This window comes from Ruegeria sp. YS9, assembly GCF_024628725.1.
GTDB lineage: Bacteria > Pseudomonadota > Alphaproteobacteria > Rhodobacterales > Rhodobacteraceae > Ruegeria > Ruegeria atlantica_C.
The window spans coordinates 672,763-688,988 of the sequence record NZ_CP102410.1 but is presented as its reverse complement, the minus strand read 5'-3'; the positions used below and the strand labels follow the sequence as shown (position 1 = coordinate 688,988).

Sequence of the window (16,226 nt, the reverse complement as noted above, 5' to 3'; positions counted from 1 at the left end):
TCTGCCGGCAAAATGGTGAATTTTGTTCCCGCGCCGACCCAGGTTTGATGCGGCCCGGCCCTGGAGGTTGCCGTCAGGGTCTGACCTGTCAGGGTGTTCCGTTGCGGGAAGCTTTTCGGCGAAAATGCCCGTTTTCCCGTCTATACAACGGGTATGGCAACCGGTATGGGGCTGTCTTTACCCTTGGATGATCCGCTGATCGCAATTCCGCACAGCGCCTATCACCTGGCCGATACAAAGAACCACCACCGTGAAACAAACCATTGCAGATGCTCTAGCGCGCAAGGGCTATGATACTTTGACCCAGGTTCAGCGAGCCGTCACCCAACCCGAGCTGGAAGGGCGCGACATGCTGGTATCGGCCCAGACCGGGTCAGGGAAGACCATTGGGTTTGGTCTTGCGATTGCGCACAGGGTGCTGGGCGACGAAGAAACGCTTGGCAAGCCCGAAGCGCCGTTGGCGCTGGTTGTCGCGCCGACTCGGGAACTGGCACTTCAGGTGAAGCGGGAACTTGGCTGGTTGTATTCCGGGGCAGGTGCGTTTCTGGCCTCGTGCGTCGGGGGTATGGACATTCGGGATGAACGTCGCGCGCTGGCCAGAGGCGCCCATATCGTTGTGGCCACTCCTGGGCGGCTTCGCGACCATATCAATCGGGGTTCAATCGATCTGACAGCTATCCGCGCGGTTGTCCTGGACGAAGCGGATGAAATGCTGGATCTGGGGTTCCGAGAGGATCTTGAGTTCATTCTTGATGAAACTCCCGCAGATCGTCAGACCTTGTTGTTTTCCGCCACCGTGCCACGCGCAATTGCCAATCTGGCCAAGCGGTATCAGCGCGACGCGGTGCGTGTGAGCACGGTCGGCGAACAGACACAGCACGCGGATATCGAGTATCGCGCCATGACGGTGGCCCCGCGCGATGGTGAAAACGCTATTATCAATGTGCTGCGATATTACGAGGCCCCCAATGCCATCGTTTTCTGCAACACCCGCGCGATGGTTTCACGCCTGACCGCGCGCCTGTCAAACCGGGGCTTTTCAGTCGTGGCCCTGTCCGGTGAGCTGACCCAGAGCGAACGATCCAACGCGTTGCAGGCCATGCGCGATGGACGGGCCCGCGTCTGCGTGGCAACCGATGTTGCGGCCCGCGGAATCGATCTGCCCAACCTTGATCTGGTTGTCCATGCCGAGCTGCCCAACAGCCATGAAACGCTGCTGCACCGGTCTGGCCGCACAGGTCGCGCCGGGCGCAAGGGCGTCAGTGCCCTGATCGTCGCGCCATCATCGCGAAAAAAGGCAGAGCGCATTCTGAAATTTGCCAAGCTGACAGCGGATTGGGGATCGGCCCCGTCCGCCGACGAGGTGAACGAGCGTGATCAGGCGCGGATGCTGGCGTCAGAAGACTGGCAGGTCGAGATCACGGAAAGCGAACGCCCGTCGGTTGAGAAACTGATAGAGAGTTTTACGCCCGAACAAATCGCAGCCGCTTATCTCAGGCAATACAAACTGCGCCATTCCGCCCCGGAAGAGCTGTCGGCGGTCGATCAGACTGCCCCAAAACCCCGCGCATCTTTTGGGCCCAGCGTCTGGTTTTCTGTGTCCGAAGGGCGCAATCAGAATGTATCCCCACGTCATATGCTGCCGATGATCTGCAAGGCGGGCAATCTCACGAAAGACGACATCGGTGCCATCCGGATTGCAGAGGACGTAACTTATTTCGAAATCAGTAAAGCCAGTGTCGACCGCTTTCTGACCTCCATTGGCCCAGAGATGAAAATAGAAGAAACCAAGGACCTTGTGAGGTTGGACAAGACACCAGACCTGTCGTCAACCGGTCGGCCCGGTCTTGATCGCAAGTTCAAAGGCAGGCCTTCGGGCCAGAAAAGGGATGCCGCTCCGGCTGAGCGGAAAGCCCCTCGCCGCCAGCCCAAGCCCGAGGCCCAGTCGGCAAAGACCGTGCGCACAACAGAATCCCTCGGAACGTCGGACGACGAGACAAAAAGCAAGTTCAAGGCTTCGGGCGCAAAACCGAAAAAGCGCAAGGCCGGGAGCGTAGAGCAAAAGAGTGGTCGCTCCAAGCCAGACGGTGATGCGCCGAAAGGCCCACCGCCGCCGAAGGGCAAGCCTAGCAGCAAGAAAAACCGTGCACGCGCTGCGGCCACAAAGTCCGCCAAAGGTGGCAACGCAGTCCCCAAACGTCGCAAACCCGGACCCAAGGTCAGTTGATTTCCGCCACGGGCAAGGTCTGTCCGCTGGGCATTGGCAAGTGACCAGGTGCTGGGGATTTCTGTCGCGGCATACACATGTGCTTAACAGTTGCGTGATTTTTCGGGGTTGAAGCAAACTAAGCTTTGCTCTTCTTGCGATCTCAACCGAATACTGTGGTACAGGACATTCTTTTCGGGGTTTTCATGCGGTTCAGTGTCGGCATTGCTGTATCCATGCTGGTCGCCGTATCCATCGGCGTGTCGACCTTTGTTGTTCATTCGCTGTGGTGGACGACCGCGCGTGACAACAGCCGCATGCTTGCCGCTGAGATCAACAGCCAGATTGCAAACGCGGTCCGCATCGAAGTCGGGGCAACTCTCAGATCCGCCGAAGCCGCATGGTCGGCGGTGCGCACGATCTTTGTACAGAATGTCATCGCAACACGGCAGGCCGATAAGCGAGAGTTCGTTTTTCTGTCCCAGTTGCAGGCGCAGCCGAATATTTCCTGGATTTTCTTCGGTTGGCCGGACGGCAATTTTTTCGCGTCGCACCGTTTGGGCGACAGCGGGCTTGAGATGATGGAGATCGACAAGAACATCCGCGACCGGAACCTGCGGACCGATCGATACATTTTCATACCCGGGGATATTCAGTTCGAAGAAAGGAACTTTGTTCCGACCTCCTATGATCCTCGCGATCATGCCTGGTTCAACAATTTTATGTCTCTGAACTCGATGGGATGGATCGAAGCACGCGATCTTCCGGGCAGTGACAAGACCGTATACGCATTTGCGGGGCCGATCGATGTCAACCGGGCACGGCAGGGTGTTCTTGCGGTCGCAATCGAAACCGACCGTTTGTCACGCTTTCTGGCGACGCTCGAGCCCGGTGAATTCGGAGCCGCCTTCATTCTGGATGCCGATGGCAAAGTAATTGCTGTTCCCGACGCAAAAGCGGATGAAGTTACACCGGCGCGCATGGGCGAAGGTGAGCTGTACGAGGTTGCCAAGATCTCGGGGGAAAAACTGTTGGGCGACCCGGATGGCAAAACTTCTGGCAACTCGACGAAACGCGTGGTGATCGATGGCGTTCCTTATGCGGTGGCCCTGACGCCTTTGGGTTTTTACGGGTGGCGCGTCGCTACGGTCATTCCGGAATCGGCCTTCTTGTCGGGTATCAATGCAACCTTGATAGACCTGATCTATATCCTGATTGGGGTCGTGATCGTCTCGACCGCTCTGGCGATCTGGTTGATCCGTAGAATTGTGGCCAACCCATTGGCGCGCATCGCAGAAGACCTGAGCAAAATCGAACGCTTTGATGTCGAACACATTTCACGCAGGCCTTCCAACCTGTCCGAGCTGGCCAATCTGTCAGCAGCCACTGCCAGCATGGCCGCAGGGTTGTCCGCGTTCCGAAAATACGTGCCGACCGATCTTGTGAAGATGCTGGTCGCCGAGGGTATCAAGACACAGCCGGGCGGTGACATAAAACACGTCTCCGTGTTGTTTTGCGATGTGACCGGATTCACCGGGTTGTCGGAAAAACTGGGCCCCAAGATCATCCAGTTGATGGAGCCTTTTTTCTCTGCGGCCGCAGCAGCCGTCGCGCGCCATGACGGGACGATCGACAAATTCATGGGTGACGCGGTCATGGCGATCTGGGGGGCACCGCGCAAGGATGCGCTCCATGCCGAGAATGCCTGCCGCGCGGCACTGGATCTTGTCGCGACCGTGGAAGATGCGGGCATCGAGGACGAGGCCGGAAATTCCCTGCGTGTCAGGATCGGGTTGAACAGTGGGGAAGCTCTGGTTGGCAACATTGGGTCAGAGCAGCGGTTGAACTATACGGCAATCGGCGACGTCGTGAATGTGGCCAGCCGATTGGAGGGGGCCAACAAGGAGTATGGCACGCGCATTCTGATCGGCCCCGAGACCCGGCGCGAAGCCGCCGACGCAATTGTCGTGCGAGAGCTGGACACGCTTGCGGTCTTTGGCCGGACCGAGGAACTGGTGGTCTATGAGCTGATTGCGATGGTCGACAGTTTTGAGGGATCATTTGATTGGATCGAGACATACGAACAAGGTCTTGCGCATTATCGTTCCGGCCGGTTCGAGCAGGCGATAGCTGCGTTTGAAGCCGCGGACAAAATGCGGGGCGGGGATCCTGTGTCCGTGGTCATGAAGTTGCGCGCAACGAAACTTTTGACCAACCCTCCCTCACGGGATTGGCGTGCGGTCACGCATACGGACAAGACGTGAGGGTACAGGCCATGAGAGCATGCAATCCGCACCCATGAACAGAAAGGTCTGAGTGCGCGGCAGAGCGTTTCGGGGCGTCGTATCGTTTTCGCGGCGAAGATGAGAATGAGACCCTGAAATCAGGGTGCAAAGGCAGAAACGGTTGTAAGAGACATCCGCAGAAAGACACTGTTGACTTTAGATTTTGTATTTTGGATACATTGGGCAGAGGGATCGCGACGACCTGTGCTGTCACTGAATGCTCTGACGACAAAGAGCCATGCGATTGTCTTTTAAAGTCCTTTTCTGGGAGAAAATCATGAAACTCAAACTTCTGGCCGCAACCACTGCGATCGCCCTGACGGGTGCCGTGGCGCAGGCAAATACACTTGTATATTGTTCCGAAGGGTCGCCTGAAGGCTTCGATCCTGCGCTGTACACTGCAGGGACGACTTTTGATGCCTCTTCACATCCGATCTACAATCGGTTGCTTGAATTTGAAACGGGCACGACCAATGTGGTCCCCGGCCTGGCCGAAAGTGTCGAGGCCAGCGATGATGGTCTGGAATACACTTTCAAGTTGCGCCAGGGTGTCAAGTTCCACTCGAACGACGCGTTCACGCCGACCCGCGACTTCAACGTGGATGACGTGATTTTTTCGTTCATGCGTCAGAAAGACGAAAACCACCCTTATCATCAAGTGTCAGGCGGAACCTGGGAATATTTCCAGGGTATGGGGATGCCTGATCTGGTCGAGTCCATCGAAAAAATCGACGACTACACGGTGAAATTTACCCTGTCCAAGCCCGAAGCGCCGTTTGTCGCCAATATGGCGATGGACTTTGCCTCGATCGTATCGGCGGAATATGCCGAGGCAATGATGGAGGCCGGAACGCCGGAAAAACTGAATACGGCCCCCATCGGCACCGGGCCCTTCTCGTTCGTGGCTTATCAAAAAGACGCGGTGATCCGTTACGCGGCCAATGATGCGTATTGGAAAGACCCGGCGCAGGTCGAAAACCTGATCTTTGCCATCACACCGGATGCGTCTGTGCGCTACCAAAAGCTGAAAGCCGGCGAATGTCACGTGATGCCCTATCCGAACCCTGCCGACATTCAGGCCATGAAGGATGATCCGGACATCAACATGCTGGAACAAGAGGGCCTGAACGTTGGTTATCTGGCCTACAACACCACCATGGCGCCATTCGACAATCCGAAGGTGCGCAAAGCGCTGAACATGGCGATCGACAAGCAGGCGATCATCGACGTGGTCTTCCAGGGCTCGGGTCAGGTGGCCAAGAACCCGATCCCGCCTACCATGTGGGGTTACAATGACGCCATCGTGGACGATCCCTATGATCCCGAAGCGGCCAAGGCGATGCTCGAGGCCGAAGGTGTTTCGGACCTGTCGATGAAAATCTGGGCCATGCCCGTCCAGCGCCCCTACAACCCCAATGCCCGTCGTATGGCCGAGTTGATCCAGGCGGATTTCGCCAAGATCGGTGTGGGCGTCGAAATCGTCTCGTACGAATGGGGTGAATACCTGTCTCGCTCGAAAGAGTTGAACCGGGACGGTGCCGTTCTGCTGGGCTGGACCGGGGATAACGGTGACCCGGACAACTTCCTGGCGGTTTTGCTGGGCTGTGACGGGGTCGAAGCATCGAACCGCGCACAATGGTGTCATCAGCCCTTCGAAGACCTGATCCTGAAAGCCAAGCAAAGCACGGATCAGGCCGAGCGAACCAAACTGTATGAAGAAGCGCAGGTCGTGTTCAAAGAGCAGGCTCCGTGGGCGACCATCGCGCATTCGGTCGTTTACATGCCGATGAGCAACAAGGTGCAAGGCTACAAAGTGCACCCGCTGGGCGGTCACATCTTCTATGGTGTGAGCGTCGAATAAACCACCACTCACAAACCGGAGCCGCCAGATTGGTGGCTCCGGCTTTCTTATTGAGGAGGTCGGGCTGAATGCCGGATTTGTCCGAATACCGCAAATTGGCAATGGATATGTCAGTGGACGCAGTGGCCCTGGTGCCCGGTCCGAATTTCACCCGCGCATTGGGCAAAACCTTCATGAGCCACGAACGCCCTTTTGTCGTGGTGATTCCGGCCCAAGGGGACCCGGCGGCGATCGTGCCCAACCTGGAGCTCGCTTCATGGGATCTGGTCGGATTTGAAGGTGCCGTGTTCGACTGGCGCGATCAGACCGGCTATGACGGCGCCTTTTCCGCGCTGGCAGAACATATTCCGATCAAATCGCTGGCTGTCGAAGGTCAGGTGATGCGGGTTTTCGTGTCTGCGGCGTTTACCCGCGCAATTCCGGATCTGCGGATTGTGGACGGTGAACGCGAAATCTCGGGCCTTCGTGCCATCAAAACTGACGACGATATCGCCGCGTTGCAAGCGGCCATCGATATCTCGGAACGCGCGTTGGAGCGTGTGATTGCTGACGTACGTGCAGGTCAGACCGAAAAACAGGTCGAGCAGGCGCTGATACAGGCCCTCTTCGCAGAAGGAGCGGAGTCGCTGGCCTTTTCCCCCATCGTGGCTGCGGGGGACAATTCAGCGCGACCGCACGGAAAGGCGCGCGCCGACTACCGGATCAGAGCAGGCGACGCGCTGTTGTTCGACTTTGGCGCTCGAAAACATGGCTTTGCGGCCGACATCACGCGAACTTTTTTCGTTCAGGACGTCCCGGACGAAGGCAGGGATGTCTACGACACGGTTTTGCGCGCCAACAAAGCCGGGTTTGAAGCCTGCCGCCCCGGCGTGACGGCACATGACATCGACGACGCGGTGACAAGCGTGCTTGAGGCCTCGCCTTTTGTTGATCGTATCCGGACCAAGACAGGTCACGGTCTGGGCCGGGATGTGCATGAGGCGCCGTATATCATGCGTGGTAACAGTCAGATAATCCTGCCGGGCATGGTCTGGACCAACGAACCCGGTCTGTATGAATCGGACAAGTTCGGCGTTCGCATCGAAGATGACGTTCTTGTCACCGGGGATGGCTGTCGGTCGCTGACCCGCTTTCCCAAAGAACTTACGATCATAGGTCGCTGATGCTTGGCTATTTCCTCACCCGTCTTGGCCTGTTTGTTCCGACATTCTTGGGCGTGACGCTGATTTCGTTCATGTTCATCCGGGTGCTGCCCGGCGATCCGATCATCGTGATGGCCGGTGAACGCGGCATGACGGAAGAACGTTATCAGGAAATGGTCGAAAAGCTGGGTTTCGACAAACCGGTGTTGCAGCAGTATTGGGATTACCTCACCGGAGTGCTTCAAGGTGATCTGGGCGAAAGCTTTGTCACCAGGAAACCTGTGTGGGACGAGTTCTTTTCGCTGTTTCCCGCAACGCTGGAGTTGTCCCTGTGCGCCATGATCTTTGCCATTGCGCTGGGTCTGCCCGCAGGTGTGATCGCGGCGGTGAACCGAGGGAAGTTCTTTGACCGGGCGCTGATGTCCTCGGCGCTGGTCGGGTACTCGATGCCCATCTTCTGGTGGGCGCTGCTGTTGATCATCATATTCTCGGGCAATCTGGGCTGGACGCCGGTCTCGGGACGGATCGACCTGTTGTATTACTTTCCCAGCGTCACCGGCTTCATGCTGATCGACAGCCTGTTGTCGGGTCAGGAAGGAGCATTCGGATCAGCCGTGCGCCATCTGATCCTGCCGACGATTGTGCTGGGAACGATTCCGCTGGCGGTCATCGCACGCCAGACCCGGTCGGCGATGCTGGAAGTTCTGGGCGAAGACTACATCCGCACCGCGCGTGCCAAGGGTTTGTCGCCAACGCGGATCAACGGGGTGCACGCGCTGCGTAACGCGCTGATTCCGGTTGTCACGGTGATCGGCCTGTCGGTGGGCACGTTGCTGGCAGGAGCCATCTTGACCGAAACCATCTTCAGCTGGCCGGGCATAGGCAAGTGGATGGTCGACAGCATTTTCCGCCGAGATTACCCGGTTGTTCAGGGCGGATTGCTGATGATCGCGGTGATCGTGATGCTGGTGAACCTGCTGGTCGATGTCCTTTACGGCATCATCAACCCCAAAATTCGGAGGCGGTAATGGCCGAACTATCCGCAACCCCGCCCAAAACGGAAGACCGCCCCAGCGCCCTGCGCGAGTTCTGGTACTACTTCAGCGAAAACCGCGGTGCTGTCATCGGGCTGTGGGTTTTTGCCGCCTTTGTATTCTGCGCCACTTTTGCGCCCCTTCTGGCCCCTTACGACCCGACGGAACAGTTCCGCGACCATATCCTGCAACCGCCTGCATGGCAGGAGGGCGGAAGCTGGGCTTTCCCGTTGGGTACCGATCCGCTGGGTCGGGACATGCTGTCGCGCCTGATCATGGGCTCGCGCTATTCCTTTTTTGTCGGAATCGTCGTCGTCTGTGTGGCCGTGTCGGGCGGCGTGATGATTGGCCTGCTGTCGGGCTTTGCCCCCAAATGGGTCGATACGCTGATCATGCGGGTGATGGATATCGTTCTGGCCTTTCCGTCGCTGCTGTTGGCACTGGTGCTGGTGGCCATCCTTGGCCCGTCGCTGACCAACGCGATGATTGCCATCGCCATCGTTTTCCAGCCCCACTACGTGCGCCTGACCCGCGCATCGGTTCTGGCGGAACGCCAGAAAGACTATGTCACTTCGGCGCGCGTGGCCGGTGCTGGCCGGTCACGACTGATGTTCATCACCGTGCTGCCCAATTGCCTGGCACCCATCATCGTACAAGCGGCACTGTCCTTCTCGACAGCGATTCTGGACGCAGCCGCCTTGGGCTTTCTGGGCATGGGTGCACAGCCGCCCACGCCGGAATGGGGCACCATGCTGGCCGAAGCGCGCGAATTCATACTGCGCGCCTGGTGGGTGGTTACCTTCCCTGGTCTGGCAATCCTTGTCACCGTACTTGCCATCAACCTGATGGGCGACGGCCTGCGCGATGCGCTGGACCCGAAACTGAAACGGAGCTGATCGCATGAGCCTTTTGCAGATCCGCAACCTGACTGTTGAATTCGCCACAGCCTCGGGCAGGTTCCGCGCCGTGGATGGCGTAGATCTGTCGGTGGACAAGGGGGAGTTGCTGGCCATCGTGGGTGAAAGCGGCTCGGGTAAATCGGTGTCGATGTTGGCGCTGATGGGGTTGTTGCCCTGGACCGCGACGATCACCGCTGACGAGATGCGATTTGAGGGGCTCGATCTTGCCGGCCTTTCGGCCCGTGAACGCCGCAGGATCATCGGCAAGGACATGGCGATGATCTTTCAGGAGCCGATGTCGTCGCTGAACCCCTGTTTCACGGTGGGATTCCAGATCAAAGAGGCCCTGCGCATCCATCTGGGATTGAACCGCAAGGACCGCCACCAGCGCGCGATTGAGCTGTTCGACCAGGTTGGCATCCCGGCCCCGGAAAGCCGCCTGAGCACCTTTCCACACCAGATGTCAGGGGGCATGAACCAGCGCGTCATGATCGCGATGGCCATCGCCTGCAAGCCCAAGCTGCTGATTGCAGACGAACCCACCACTGCGCTGGACGTCACCATTCAGGCGCAGATACTCGACCTGCTGGTTCGATTGCGGGACGAACACGATATGGGCCTTGTGCTGATCACCCATGACATGGGGGTGGTGGCCGAAACCGCCGAACGGGTTCAGGTGCAATATGCCGGACAAAAAGTCGAAGAGCAGCCCGTGCGTGATTTGTTCCGCACGCCGCGTCATCCCTATACATCGGCCCTGCTGAGCGCCTTGCCCGAGCGCGCGACCTCCAAGATCCTCCCGACGATTCCCGGCGTTGTGCCGGGCCAATTCGATCGCCCCGCAGGGTGCCTGTTCAGCCCGCGATGCCGGTTTGCTGATGCAACTTGCGCTGAAATACCACCGACCCCCCATGCCGAAGCCTTCGGCAAGGCACGTTGCCACCACGTAGAAAAAATCGCGGCCGGAGAATTGGCATGACCGACCCCATCGTTCAGGCGAAAGATCTGACCAGGTTTTACACGGTGAAGGGCGGGTTGCTGTCCAAGTCAGCGACGGTGAAAGCCCTTTCGGGGGTGGATTTCGAACTGAAACCGGGAAAGACTCTGGCCATCGTCGGAGAGTCCGGCTGTGGCAAGTCAACACTGGCGCGATTGGTCACGATGATTGAAGAACCGACGTCGGGAAGGCTGACGATTGACGGTGTCGACATTACCCCGTCGCAATGGAGCAAGATGCGGGAAACGGTGCAAATCGTGTTCCAGGATCCGTATGGATCGCTGAATCCACGTCAGCGCATCGGCCAGATCTTGCAGGAGCCGCTGATCATCAATCGTCCGGACATGTCCGCCGCAGACCGCGAAACACTAGCGCGCGAAATGATCGAGATGGTCGGCTTGCGCCCCGAGCATTATGACCGCTATCCACATATGTTCTCTGGCGGGCAGCGTCAGCGGATCGCCATTGCACGCGCGCTTATGTTGAATCCCAGGGTCCTGGTCCTGGATGAGCCGGTTTCGGCACTGGACGTCTCGATCCAGTCGCAGATCCTGAACCTGCTTGTGGATTTGCAGGAACGGCTTGACCTCGCCTATCTGTTCATTTCGCACGATCTTTCGGTGGTTCGGCATTTTGCCGACGACGTGATCGTCATGTATCTGGGGCGCGCTGTTGAAAAGGCGCCCAAAGAACAGCTGTTCGCCGCGCCGCGTCACCCCTATTCCAAGGCGTTGCTGTCCACGACGCCCCGGGCCGACCCCACGGCCCGAAAAGAACGGATCAAGCTTGAGGGCGAACTGCCGTCGCCAATGAATATTCCTAAAGGTTGCGCCTTTGCGCAACGATGCTGGCTGGCAACCGATCAGTGCAGGGCAACAATGCCTGAACTGGCCGGAGAAACGCATCAGGTCGCGTGTCTGTACCCTTTGTAAAGCAGGGGGATTCCGTGTTGGTATGAGGCGGTGGCAAGCCGGGCGGCCTCGACAAAAGCGACGGTAACTTCTTGTGGGCGACCAAGCCAGATGTTTGTGTGGCGACCGACCAAGATCGCCATCTGCGAATCCGCGCGCAAGACAGGACCGTTCATTTTCCCATATGCGGCCCAAGCGGCCCGTATCCCTTGGGCGGCTTGGGCCTGACGGTTTCGTTGCGCGGGCGCGCGAAACCAAGACAAACCACCCCTCTTTCGATCAGGTTTCCCCCCATGGAAAGGAGGTGCTTGCCAGACCGAATGCAGGGGTTACTCGGCCACTTCCGCCGAGGGTTCGTGTTTTTTGAATTGCTGATCGAACAGGTTGCGGAAGCTTCCGTTCTTTTTCATCAGCTCGTCCAGATTTCCCTGTTCCACGATCGAGCCATCCTGAACCACGATAATCTTGTCCGCTTCCAGAACAGTTGACAGCCGGTGCGCAATGACAACGACGGTCACATCCTTCGTCAGGGTGTCCAGCGCCTTTTTGACCAGCGATTCCGATTCAGCGTCCAGCGCGCTTGTGGCCTCATCCAAAAGCAGGATCTCGGACTTTCTCAGAATAGCGCGCGCAATCGCAATTCGCTGTTTCTGACCACCTGACAGGAAGGTTCCGTTTTCACCGACTTGCGTTTCGTACCCTTCCGGCAGTTCCATGATGAACTCGTGCGCATGTGCGGCTTTGGCGGCAGCAATGACCTCTTCCTCGGTTGCGTCAGGGGCCGAGCAGCGCAGGTTGTCCATGATCGACGTCGAAAACAGGAACGTATCCTGACCGACATAAGAGATTTTTTTTCGCAGGGACGCAAAGCTGACCTCGCGCAGATCCTGGCCATCGATCTCGACGCTGCCCCCATCTGGATCGTAGAACCGCATGATCAGCCCGAACAACGTAGACTTGCCACCGCCGGACTGACCGACGAGCGCCGTGGTCTTGCCGGCCTCGAACGTGACATTCATGTTTTCGATCACAGGTACGGCACCCTGATAGCCGAAAGTCAAATCGCGCAGCGTGATCTGGCCGGGGCCTTCGATCAGGTCATGGGCTTCGGGGCTTTCCACCATCGTGTCGTCCTGATCCAGCAGGCCAAACAACATGCCGACACCAACCATGCAGGTTTCGATCTGAACACGCATTTTCGACAGCCGCTTGGCCGGTTCATAGGCCATCAGCAACGCCGTGATAAAGGACATCAACTGGCCTGCGCTGGGTTGTTCGGTGCCTGCGATGCCCATCGTGCTGACCACAAGCACACCAGCCACGGCGAGCCCGGCCAGAAACTCCATGAGAGGGCTGGCAATGGACTGCAACTTGGCGATGTCATTCGACCGCTGTTCAACTTTTCGGATGGCCGTGTCCATACGGTTGATCATCCGGTCTTCGAGCGAGAACACCTTAATGACCTTGATCCCTGCCGAGGTCTCTTGCAGCACCCGAATGATTTCCGCCAGCGACTTGAACTCGGCCTGCATGATCGTGCGCACGCTCTTCAATAGATAGCGAACACCCAACAGGGCAATCGGACCTACGACAAAGAACAAGACGGACAAAACGGGTTGTTGATACACCATGACCGCAACCAGCCCGACCAGAGTCAGGGAGTCGCGCACAAACCCGGTGACCAGCACATCGATCAGGGTTCTGGCCGCCTGCGCGCCATGGGTGGTGCGCATCAGAAGGTCCGATGATTCATTGTTCGAAAAGAACGCGACCCCATGTCTGAGCAGTTTTCGGTAAACCTTATCCTGCTGTTCCGCCACGATCCGATTGCCTGCGCGGGCAAGGTAGATTGCCTGAATATAGGATGCGACCGCCTTGACCAGAAACAGGAGGACAACCCCCAGCGCAATGACATGTGCCCAACCCTGCAACTCGGGGCTGGTCATGGCATCGACGATGTATTCCATCATATATGCGGAGCCGGCCGTAGTGACCGCCACGGCAATCATTGCCAGAACCGCAATACCATACAGCTTGCCTTGCGCGTAAAAGCTTTCACCTACAAGGCGGCCCATATAGCCTGATCGCCACTTGTTCCAGGCGCGCTTTATCATTGCGTTCTCCAAATCGTGAAACTGTGCGCACGCTCAGTTAACCTATATTTTGTCGGGCCTAAAGGACAGATGCCAAGCTGCGGCAGAGCGGCCCATCCCGACCGTCTGAGCTGTACGCCCGCTAAATAATGGCTCGTTTACGATCGGACAAGAGTTGGAAAGCGCACGGACAACCGCGATCTGCCCCTTTGTACAGGTGCAGGCAGGGTTGGTGGCGTAGCAGGATCAATAAAAAAAAAACCGCAAAATTCGGGCTGCCTGGCCACAGACGAGTCGTGTGTCCGGCATGAACCCGCCGACAGAGGGCAGTATTTCCTGACTGTGAACAGGTGTTGATCCGAAACCAGACAGGGGACGGGCACAAGCGTCGTATCCGATCCTGTCCGGCGGCCCGTTTGCGTGAAATCGAAATTCAGCGCAGCGGCCAAGTCTCGTGGGTGGTGCCGTCACCCCTCTTCCTGCAAATACGTGAGAAGGTTAACAATATCCTCGTTCTTTTTCAGGCCGCGAAACTGCATTCGATTGCCCTGAAGATACCCTTTGGGATCCGACAGGAACGCGTTCAAGGTCTCATGCGTCCAGACGATGCCGGAACCTTCCAGCGCCGTCGAATACTTGAATCCCTCTGCCTGACCGGCCCTTGTGCCGAGAATACCGTGCAGGGACGGGCCAACACCATGGCTGCCTTCTTTCAATTTGTGGCAGGCGCTGCATTTGCGAAACACCTTTTTACCGGCCGTAGCGTCACCCTGAACAGCTGCGGCAGCAACAACCTCTGTGGCTTCCGATGCCGCCGATGCCTGCTCTTCATCCGTGTGAAAGATCAGCCGGGCCGTAATCGGTACCGTTCGGGTGATGCCGGGCAGGCTTGCCAATTCCATAAGCTTGTCCACGCCGGCGTCGACACCGGCGTCTTCCGTGCTGAGAAAAACCATGTCGTTTGTTGAAACAAGCACTGACGTCTCGGACAAGCGCGCAACGAACATTTCCGCGTCAAACTCAACGTCCGCGCCGGCCAGCGAAAGCACGGATGCTGCGTCCACAGTGGTGGTTTCACCCACGGCCAGCCCTGAAACCTTTGCCATGTCGAATTTGGCCGTCAGGCGCGCAGTGGGTGCTTGGCGGAAAACAAATTCGATCATCCTTTCGTTGCGAATATCTATGTTGGTCTCGACCGAGGACAGATCGATTTCGATTTCGGCCACGCCCTCCTGGGTCACGTGCCCGCTCAGATTGGTGAAACTGTTGACCTCGCCCACCGCGTTTTTCTTGATCGTTCCATAGGCCAGATGCGAGCGATCGGGCTCCAGTGTCCACCCTGCGGCCCAAATGGGTGTTGCAACAATTGCCGACGCAAACGTGACTGCCTTCAACAGAAGTTTCATTTCTTTCCTCCGCGGTGTATGTCAGTTTTGGCCCTGCGGGCCGGGTCCGTTACTGACAAACACACACAGGTCGCGTTTTATTCGATGAGTGCCGAGATGACTTCCGAACAGGCCGTTCGTGACGCCGTACAGATGCACTCAAGACGCGTCTGGCGGTTTGCTCTGGCATTGTCGGGGGCATCGGATGTGGCGGACGATCTGGTGCAGGCCACATGCCTGCGTGCGCTCGAGCGGCATCATCAAGTGACGTCGCATGATCGTCTGGACAGTTGGCTGATGACGATCTGCCGGTCAATCTGGTTGAACGAGGTGCGGTCTCGATCCGTCCGGCGGGCACAGGCGCTGTCGGTGACCCCGGAAGCGGAACTGGTCGCAATCGGGCCGGATTCAGAAACGAATATTTTTGCGGCTGAAGTGTTTACTCAAGTGATGCAGCTGCCAGAAGCGCAGCGGGAAACGGTCATGCTTGTATTCGTCGAAGGGTACAGCTACCGCGAAGCCGCTGCATTGCTGGACGTTCCCATCGGCACAATCATGAGCCGGCTATCGAATGCCCGGCAGAAACTGAAAACCGTGATGCAGTTTGATGCGGCGGACGCCGCGCGACGGAGTGGCAAATGACGTTTTCCGACGAGACGCTGTTGGCGTATCTGGAAGGCACGCTGGATGAGGTTCAGAGCCGCGCCATCGAGGCCGCGGTTGAGGATGATGCCGAGCTTGAAAGCCGCCTGATGGCGCTGGATCCGTTCGCGCCTGTCGTTCAGGACGTTTTTGAGAAACTGCCCACCGAGGCGCCGAAGGTCGATTTGCCGGAACCCGTGGCGCATCACGCCAATGGCGGATTTCTGCGCCTTCTGGCCGTGGCCGCGGGCGTCGGGGTCGCAGCCGTCGCGCTGACGTTCTGGGCAACGCGCCCGGCAGAACTGGGCTGGGCGCAGCAGGCAGCGATCTATCAGTCGCTTTATGTGCCCGAGACGATAGTCTCGCTGGACAGTTCCGAGGCATCGCTGGACAAACAATTCGCGATGGCCGAGGCAGCACTTGGCAGGTCTTTGAACCGTGAAGCGCTGGAGTCCCTGCCTGGGCTGGAGCTGAAGCGAGCACAGGTTCTTTCGTTCAAGGGAAAGCCCTTGGTTCAGGTCGTTTTCGCCGATGAGCAGGGTCAACCCTTTGCCTTCTGTGTTATCCGTCAGGGGCCGAACGCCCCGAAGGCAGAGGTCAAACAGGCCGTTCTGAGCGGTTTGGCAACAGCGACCTGGGCGCAGGATGGCTATGGTTACATGCTGTTGGGCAGCTCTCCGCAGACCGATTTGAGTAGCGAACTGGATGTTCTGACCCGAACCTTTGCGGGCTGACGGAATACCCCTTGTGAACCAACGGGAATGCCCGAAG

At 58.0% G+C, this 16,226-nt stretch carries 12 protein-coding genes; 10 read left to right on the top strand and 2 right to left on the bottom strand.

Going from position 1 to position 16,226, the window contains the following annotated elements; translation table 11 throughout:
- The first annotated feature begins 250 nt into the window (after window positions 1–250).
- The 8 genes from NOR97_RS19440 to NOR97_RS19405 all read left to right on the top strand — a co-directional run bounded on the left by NOR97_RS19440 (window position 251) and on the right by NOR97_RS19405 (window position 11,356).
- Entirely contained in the window at window positions 251–2,227 is a 1,977-nt protein-coding gene (locus NOR97_RS19440; RefSeq protein ID WP_257601124.1) for a DEAD/DEAH box helicase, read from the top strand.
- Window positions 2,228–2,412: 185 nt separating this feature from the next.
- Window positions 2,413–4,470, top strand: coding sequence for an adenylate/guanylate cyclase domain-containing protein (locus NOR97_RS19435; protein ID WP_257601123.1), 2,058 nt, complete (start codon window positions 2,413–2,415; stop codon window positions 4,468–4,470).
- Window positions 4,471–4,768: 298 nt separating this feature from the next.
- Window positions 4,769–6,352 carry an ABC transporter substrate-binding protein gene (locus NOR97_RS19430; RefSeq protein WP_306980421.1) on the top strand — a complete coding sequence of 528 codons (1,584 nt, stop codon included), beginning with the start codon at window positions 4,769–4,771 and terminating at the stop codon, window positions 6,350–6,352.
- Window positions 6,353–6,420: 68 nt separating this feature from the next.
- Window positions 6,421–7,515, top strand: coding sequence for a Xaa-Pro peptidase family protein (locus NOR97_RS19425; RefSeq protein ID WP_257601121.1), 1,095 nt, complete (start codon window positions 6,421–6,423; stop codon window positions 7,513–7,515).
- Entirely contained in the window at window positions 7,515–8,522 is a 1,008-nt protein-coding gene (locus NOR97_RS19420; protein ID WP_170345192.1) for an ABC transporter permease subunit, read from the top strand. The genes NOR97_RS19425 and NOR97_RS19420 overlap by 1 nt, the downstream gene beginning before the upstream one ends.
- A complete protein-coding gene (locus NOR97_RS19415) occupies window positions 8,522–9,424 on the top strand; it encodes an ABC transporter permease subunit (protein ID WP_257601120.1) in 903 nt (300 codons plus the stop codon). The genes NOR97_RS19420 and NOR97_RS19415 overlap by 1 nt, the downstream gene beginning before the upstream one ends.
- A gap of 4 nt (window positions 9,425–9,428) precedes the next feature.
- Entirely contained in the window at window positions 9,429–10,406 is a 978-nt protein-coding gene (locus NOR97_RS19410) for an ABC transporter ATP-binding protein (protein WP_257601119.1), read from the top strand.
- Window positions 10,403–11,356: an ABC transporter ATP-binding protein gene (locus tag NOR97_RS19405; RefSeq protein ID WP_257601118.1), complete on the top strand. Its 954-nt coding sequence runs from the start codon at window positions 10,403–10,405 to the stop codon at window positions 11,354–11,356. The genes NOR97_RS19410 and NOR97_RS19405 overlap by 4 nt, the downstream gene beginning before the upstream one ends.
- A 308-nt stretch (window positions 11,357–11,664) precedes the next feature.
- Here NOR97_RS19405 and NOR97_RS19400 read toward each other — a convergent pair whose 3' ends face one another.
- Entirely contained in the window at window positions 11,665–13,449 is a 1,785-nt protein-coding gene (locus tag NOR97_RS19400) for an ABC transporter ATP-binding protein (RefSeq protein WP_257601117.1), read from the bottom strand.
- Window positions 13,450–13,895: 446 nt separating this feature from the next.
- Entirely contained in the window at window positions 13,896–14,834 is a 939-nt protein-coding gene (locus tag NOR97_RS19395; protein WP_170345197.1) for a cytochrome c family protein, read from the bottom strand.
- A gap of 96 nt (window positions 14,835–14,930) precedes the next feature.
- Between NOR97_RS19395 and NOR97_RS19390 the strand changes: the two genes are divergently transcribed.
- Both NOR97_RS19390 and NOR97_RS19385 read left to right on the top strand, forming a co-directional pair.
- Entirely contained in the window at window positions 14,931–15,455 is a 525-nt protein-coding gene (locus NOR97_RS19390; protein ID WP_254440007.1) for an RNA polymerase sigma factor, read from the top strand.
- Window positions 15,452–16,189 carry a hypothetical protein gene (locus NOR97_RS19385; protein ID WP_257601115.1) on the top strand — a complete coding sequence of 246 codons (738 nt, stop codon included), beginning with the start codon at window positions 15,452–15,454 and terminating at the stop codon, window positions 16,187–16,189. The genes NOR97_RS19390 and NOR97_RS19385 overlap by 4 nt, the downstream gene beginning before the upstream one ends.
- The last annotated feature ends 37 nt before the right edge of the window (window positions 16,190–16,226 follow it).

What these genes read in the sequence shown, in the direction of transcription:
- NOR97_RS19435 (WP_257601123.1), top strand. Translation starts at nt 2,413, where the DNA reads ATGCGGTTCAGTGTCGGCATTGCTGTATCCATGCTGGTCGCCGTATCC.
- NOR97_RS19430 (WP_306980421.1), top strand. Translation starts at nt 4,769, where the DNA reads ATGAAACTCAAACTTCTGGCCGCAACCACTGCGATCGCCCTGACGGGT.
- NOR97_RS19425 (WP_257601121.1), top strand. Translation starts at nt 6,421, where the DNA reads ATGCCGGATTTGTCCGAATACCGCAAATTGGCAATGGATATGTCAGTG.
- NOR97_RS19420 (WP_170345192.1), top strand. Translation starts at nt 7,515, where the DNA reads ATGCTTGGCTATTTCCTCACCCGTCTTGGCCTGTTTGTTCCGACATTC.
- NOR97_RS19415 (WP_257601120.1), top strand. Translation starts at nt 8,522, where the DNA reads ATGGCCGAACTATCCGCAACCCCGCCCAAAACGGAAGACCGCCCCAGC.
- NOR97_RS19410 (WP_257601119.1), top strand. Translation starts at nt 9,429, where the DNA reads ATGAGCCTTTTGCAGATCCGCAACCTGACTGTTGAATTCGCCACAGCC.
- NOR97_RS19405 (WP_257601118.1), top strand. Translation starts at nt 10,403, where the DNA reads ATGACCGACCCCATCGTTCAGGCGAAAGATCTGACCAGGTTTTACACG.
- NOR97_RS19400 (WP_257601117.1), bottom strand. Translation starts at nt 13,449, where the DNA reads ATGATAAAGCGCGCCTGGAACAAGTGGCGATCAGGCTATATGGGCCGC.
- NOR97_RS19395 (WP_170345197.1), bottom strand. Translation starts at nt 14,834, where the DNA reads ATGAAACTTCTGTTGAAGGCAGTCACGTTTGCGTCGGCAATTGTTGCA.
- NOR97_RS19390 (WP_254440007.1), top strand. Translation starts at nt 14,931, where the DNA reads ATGACTTCCGAACAGGCCGTTCGTGACGCCGTACAGATGCACTCAAGA.
- NOR97_RS19385 (WP_257601115.1), top strand. Translation starts at nt 15,452, where the DNA reads ATGACGTTTTCCGACGAGACGCTGTTGGCGTATCTGGAAGGCACGCTG.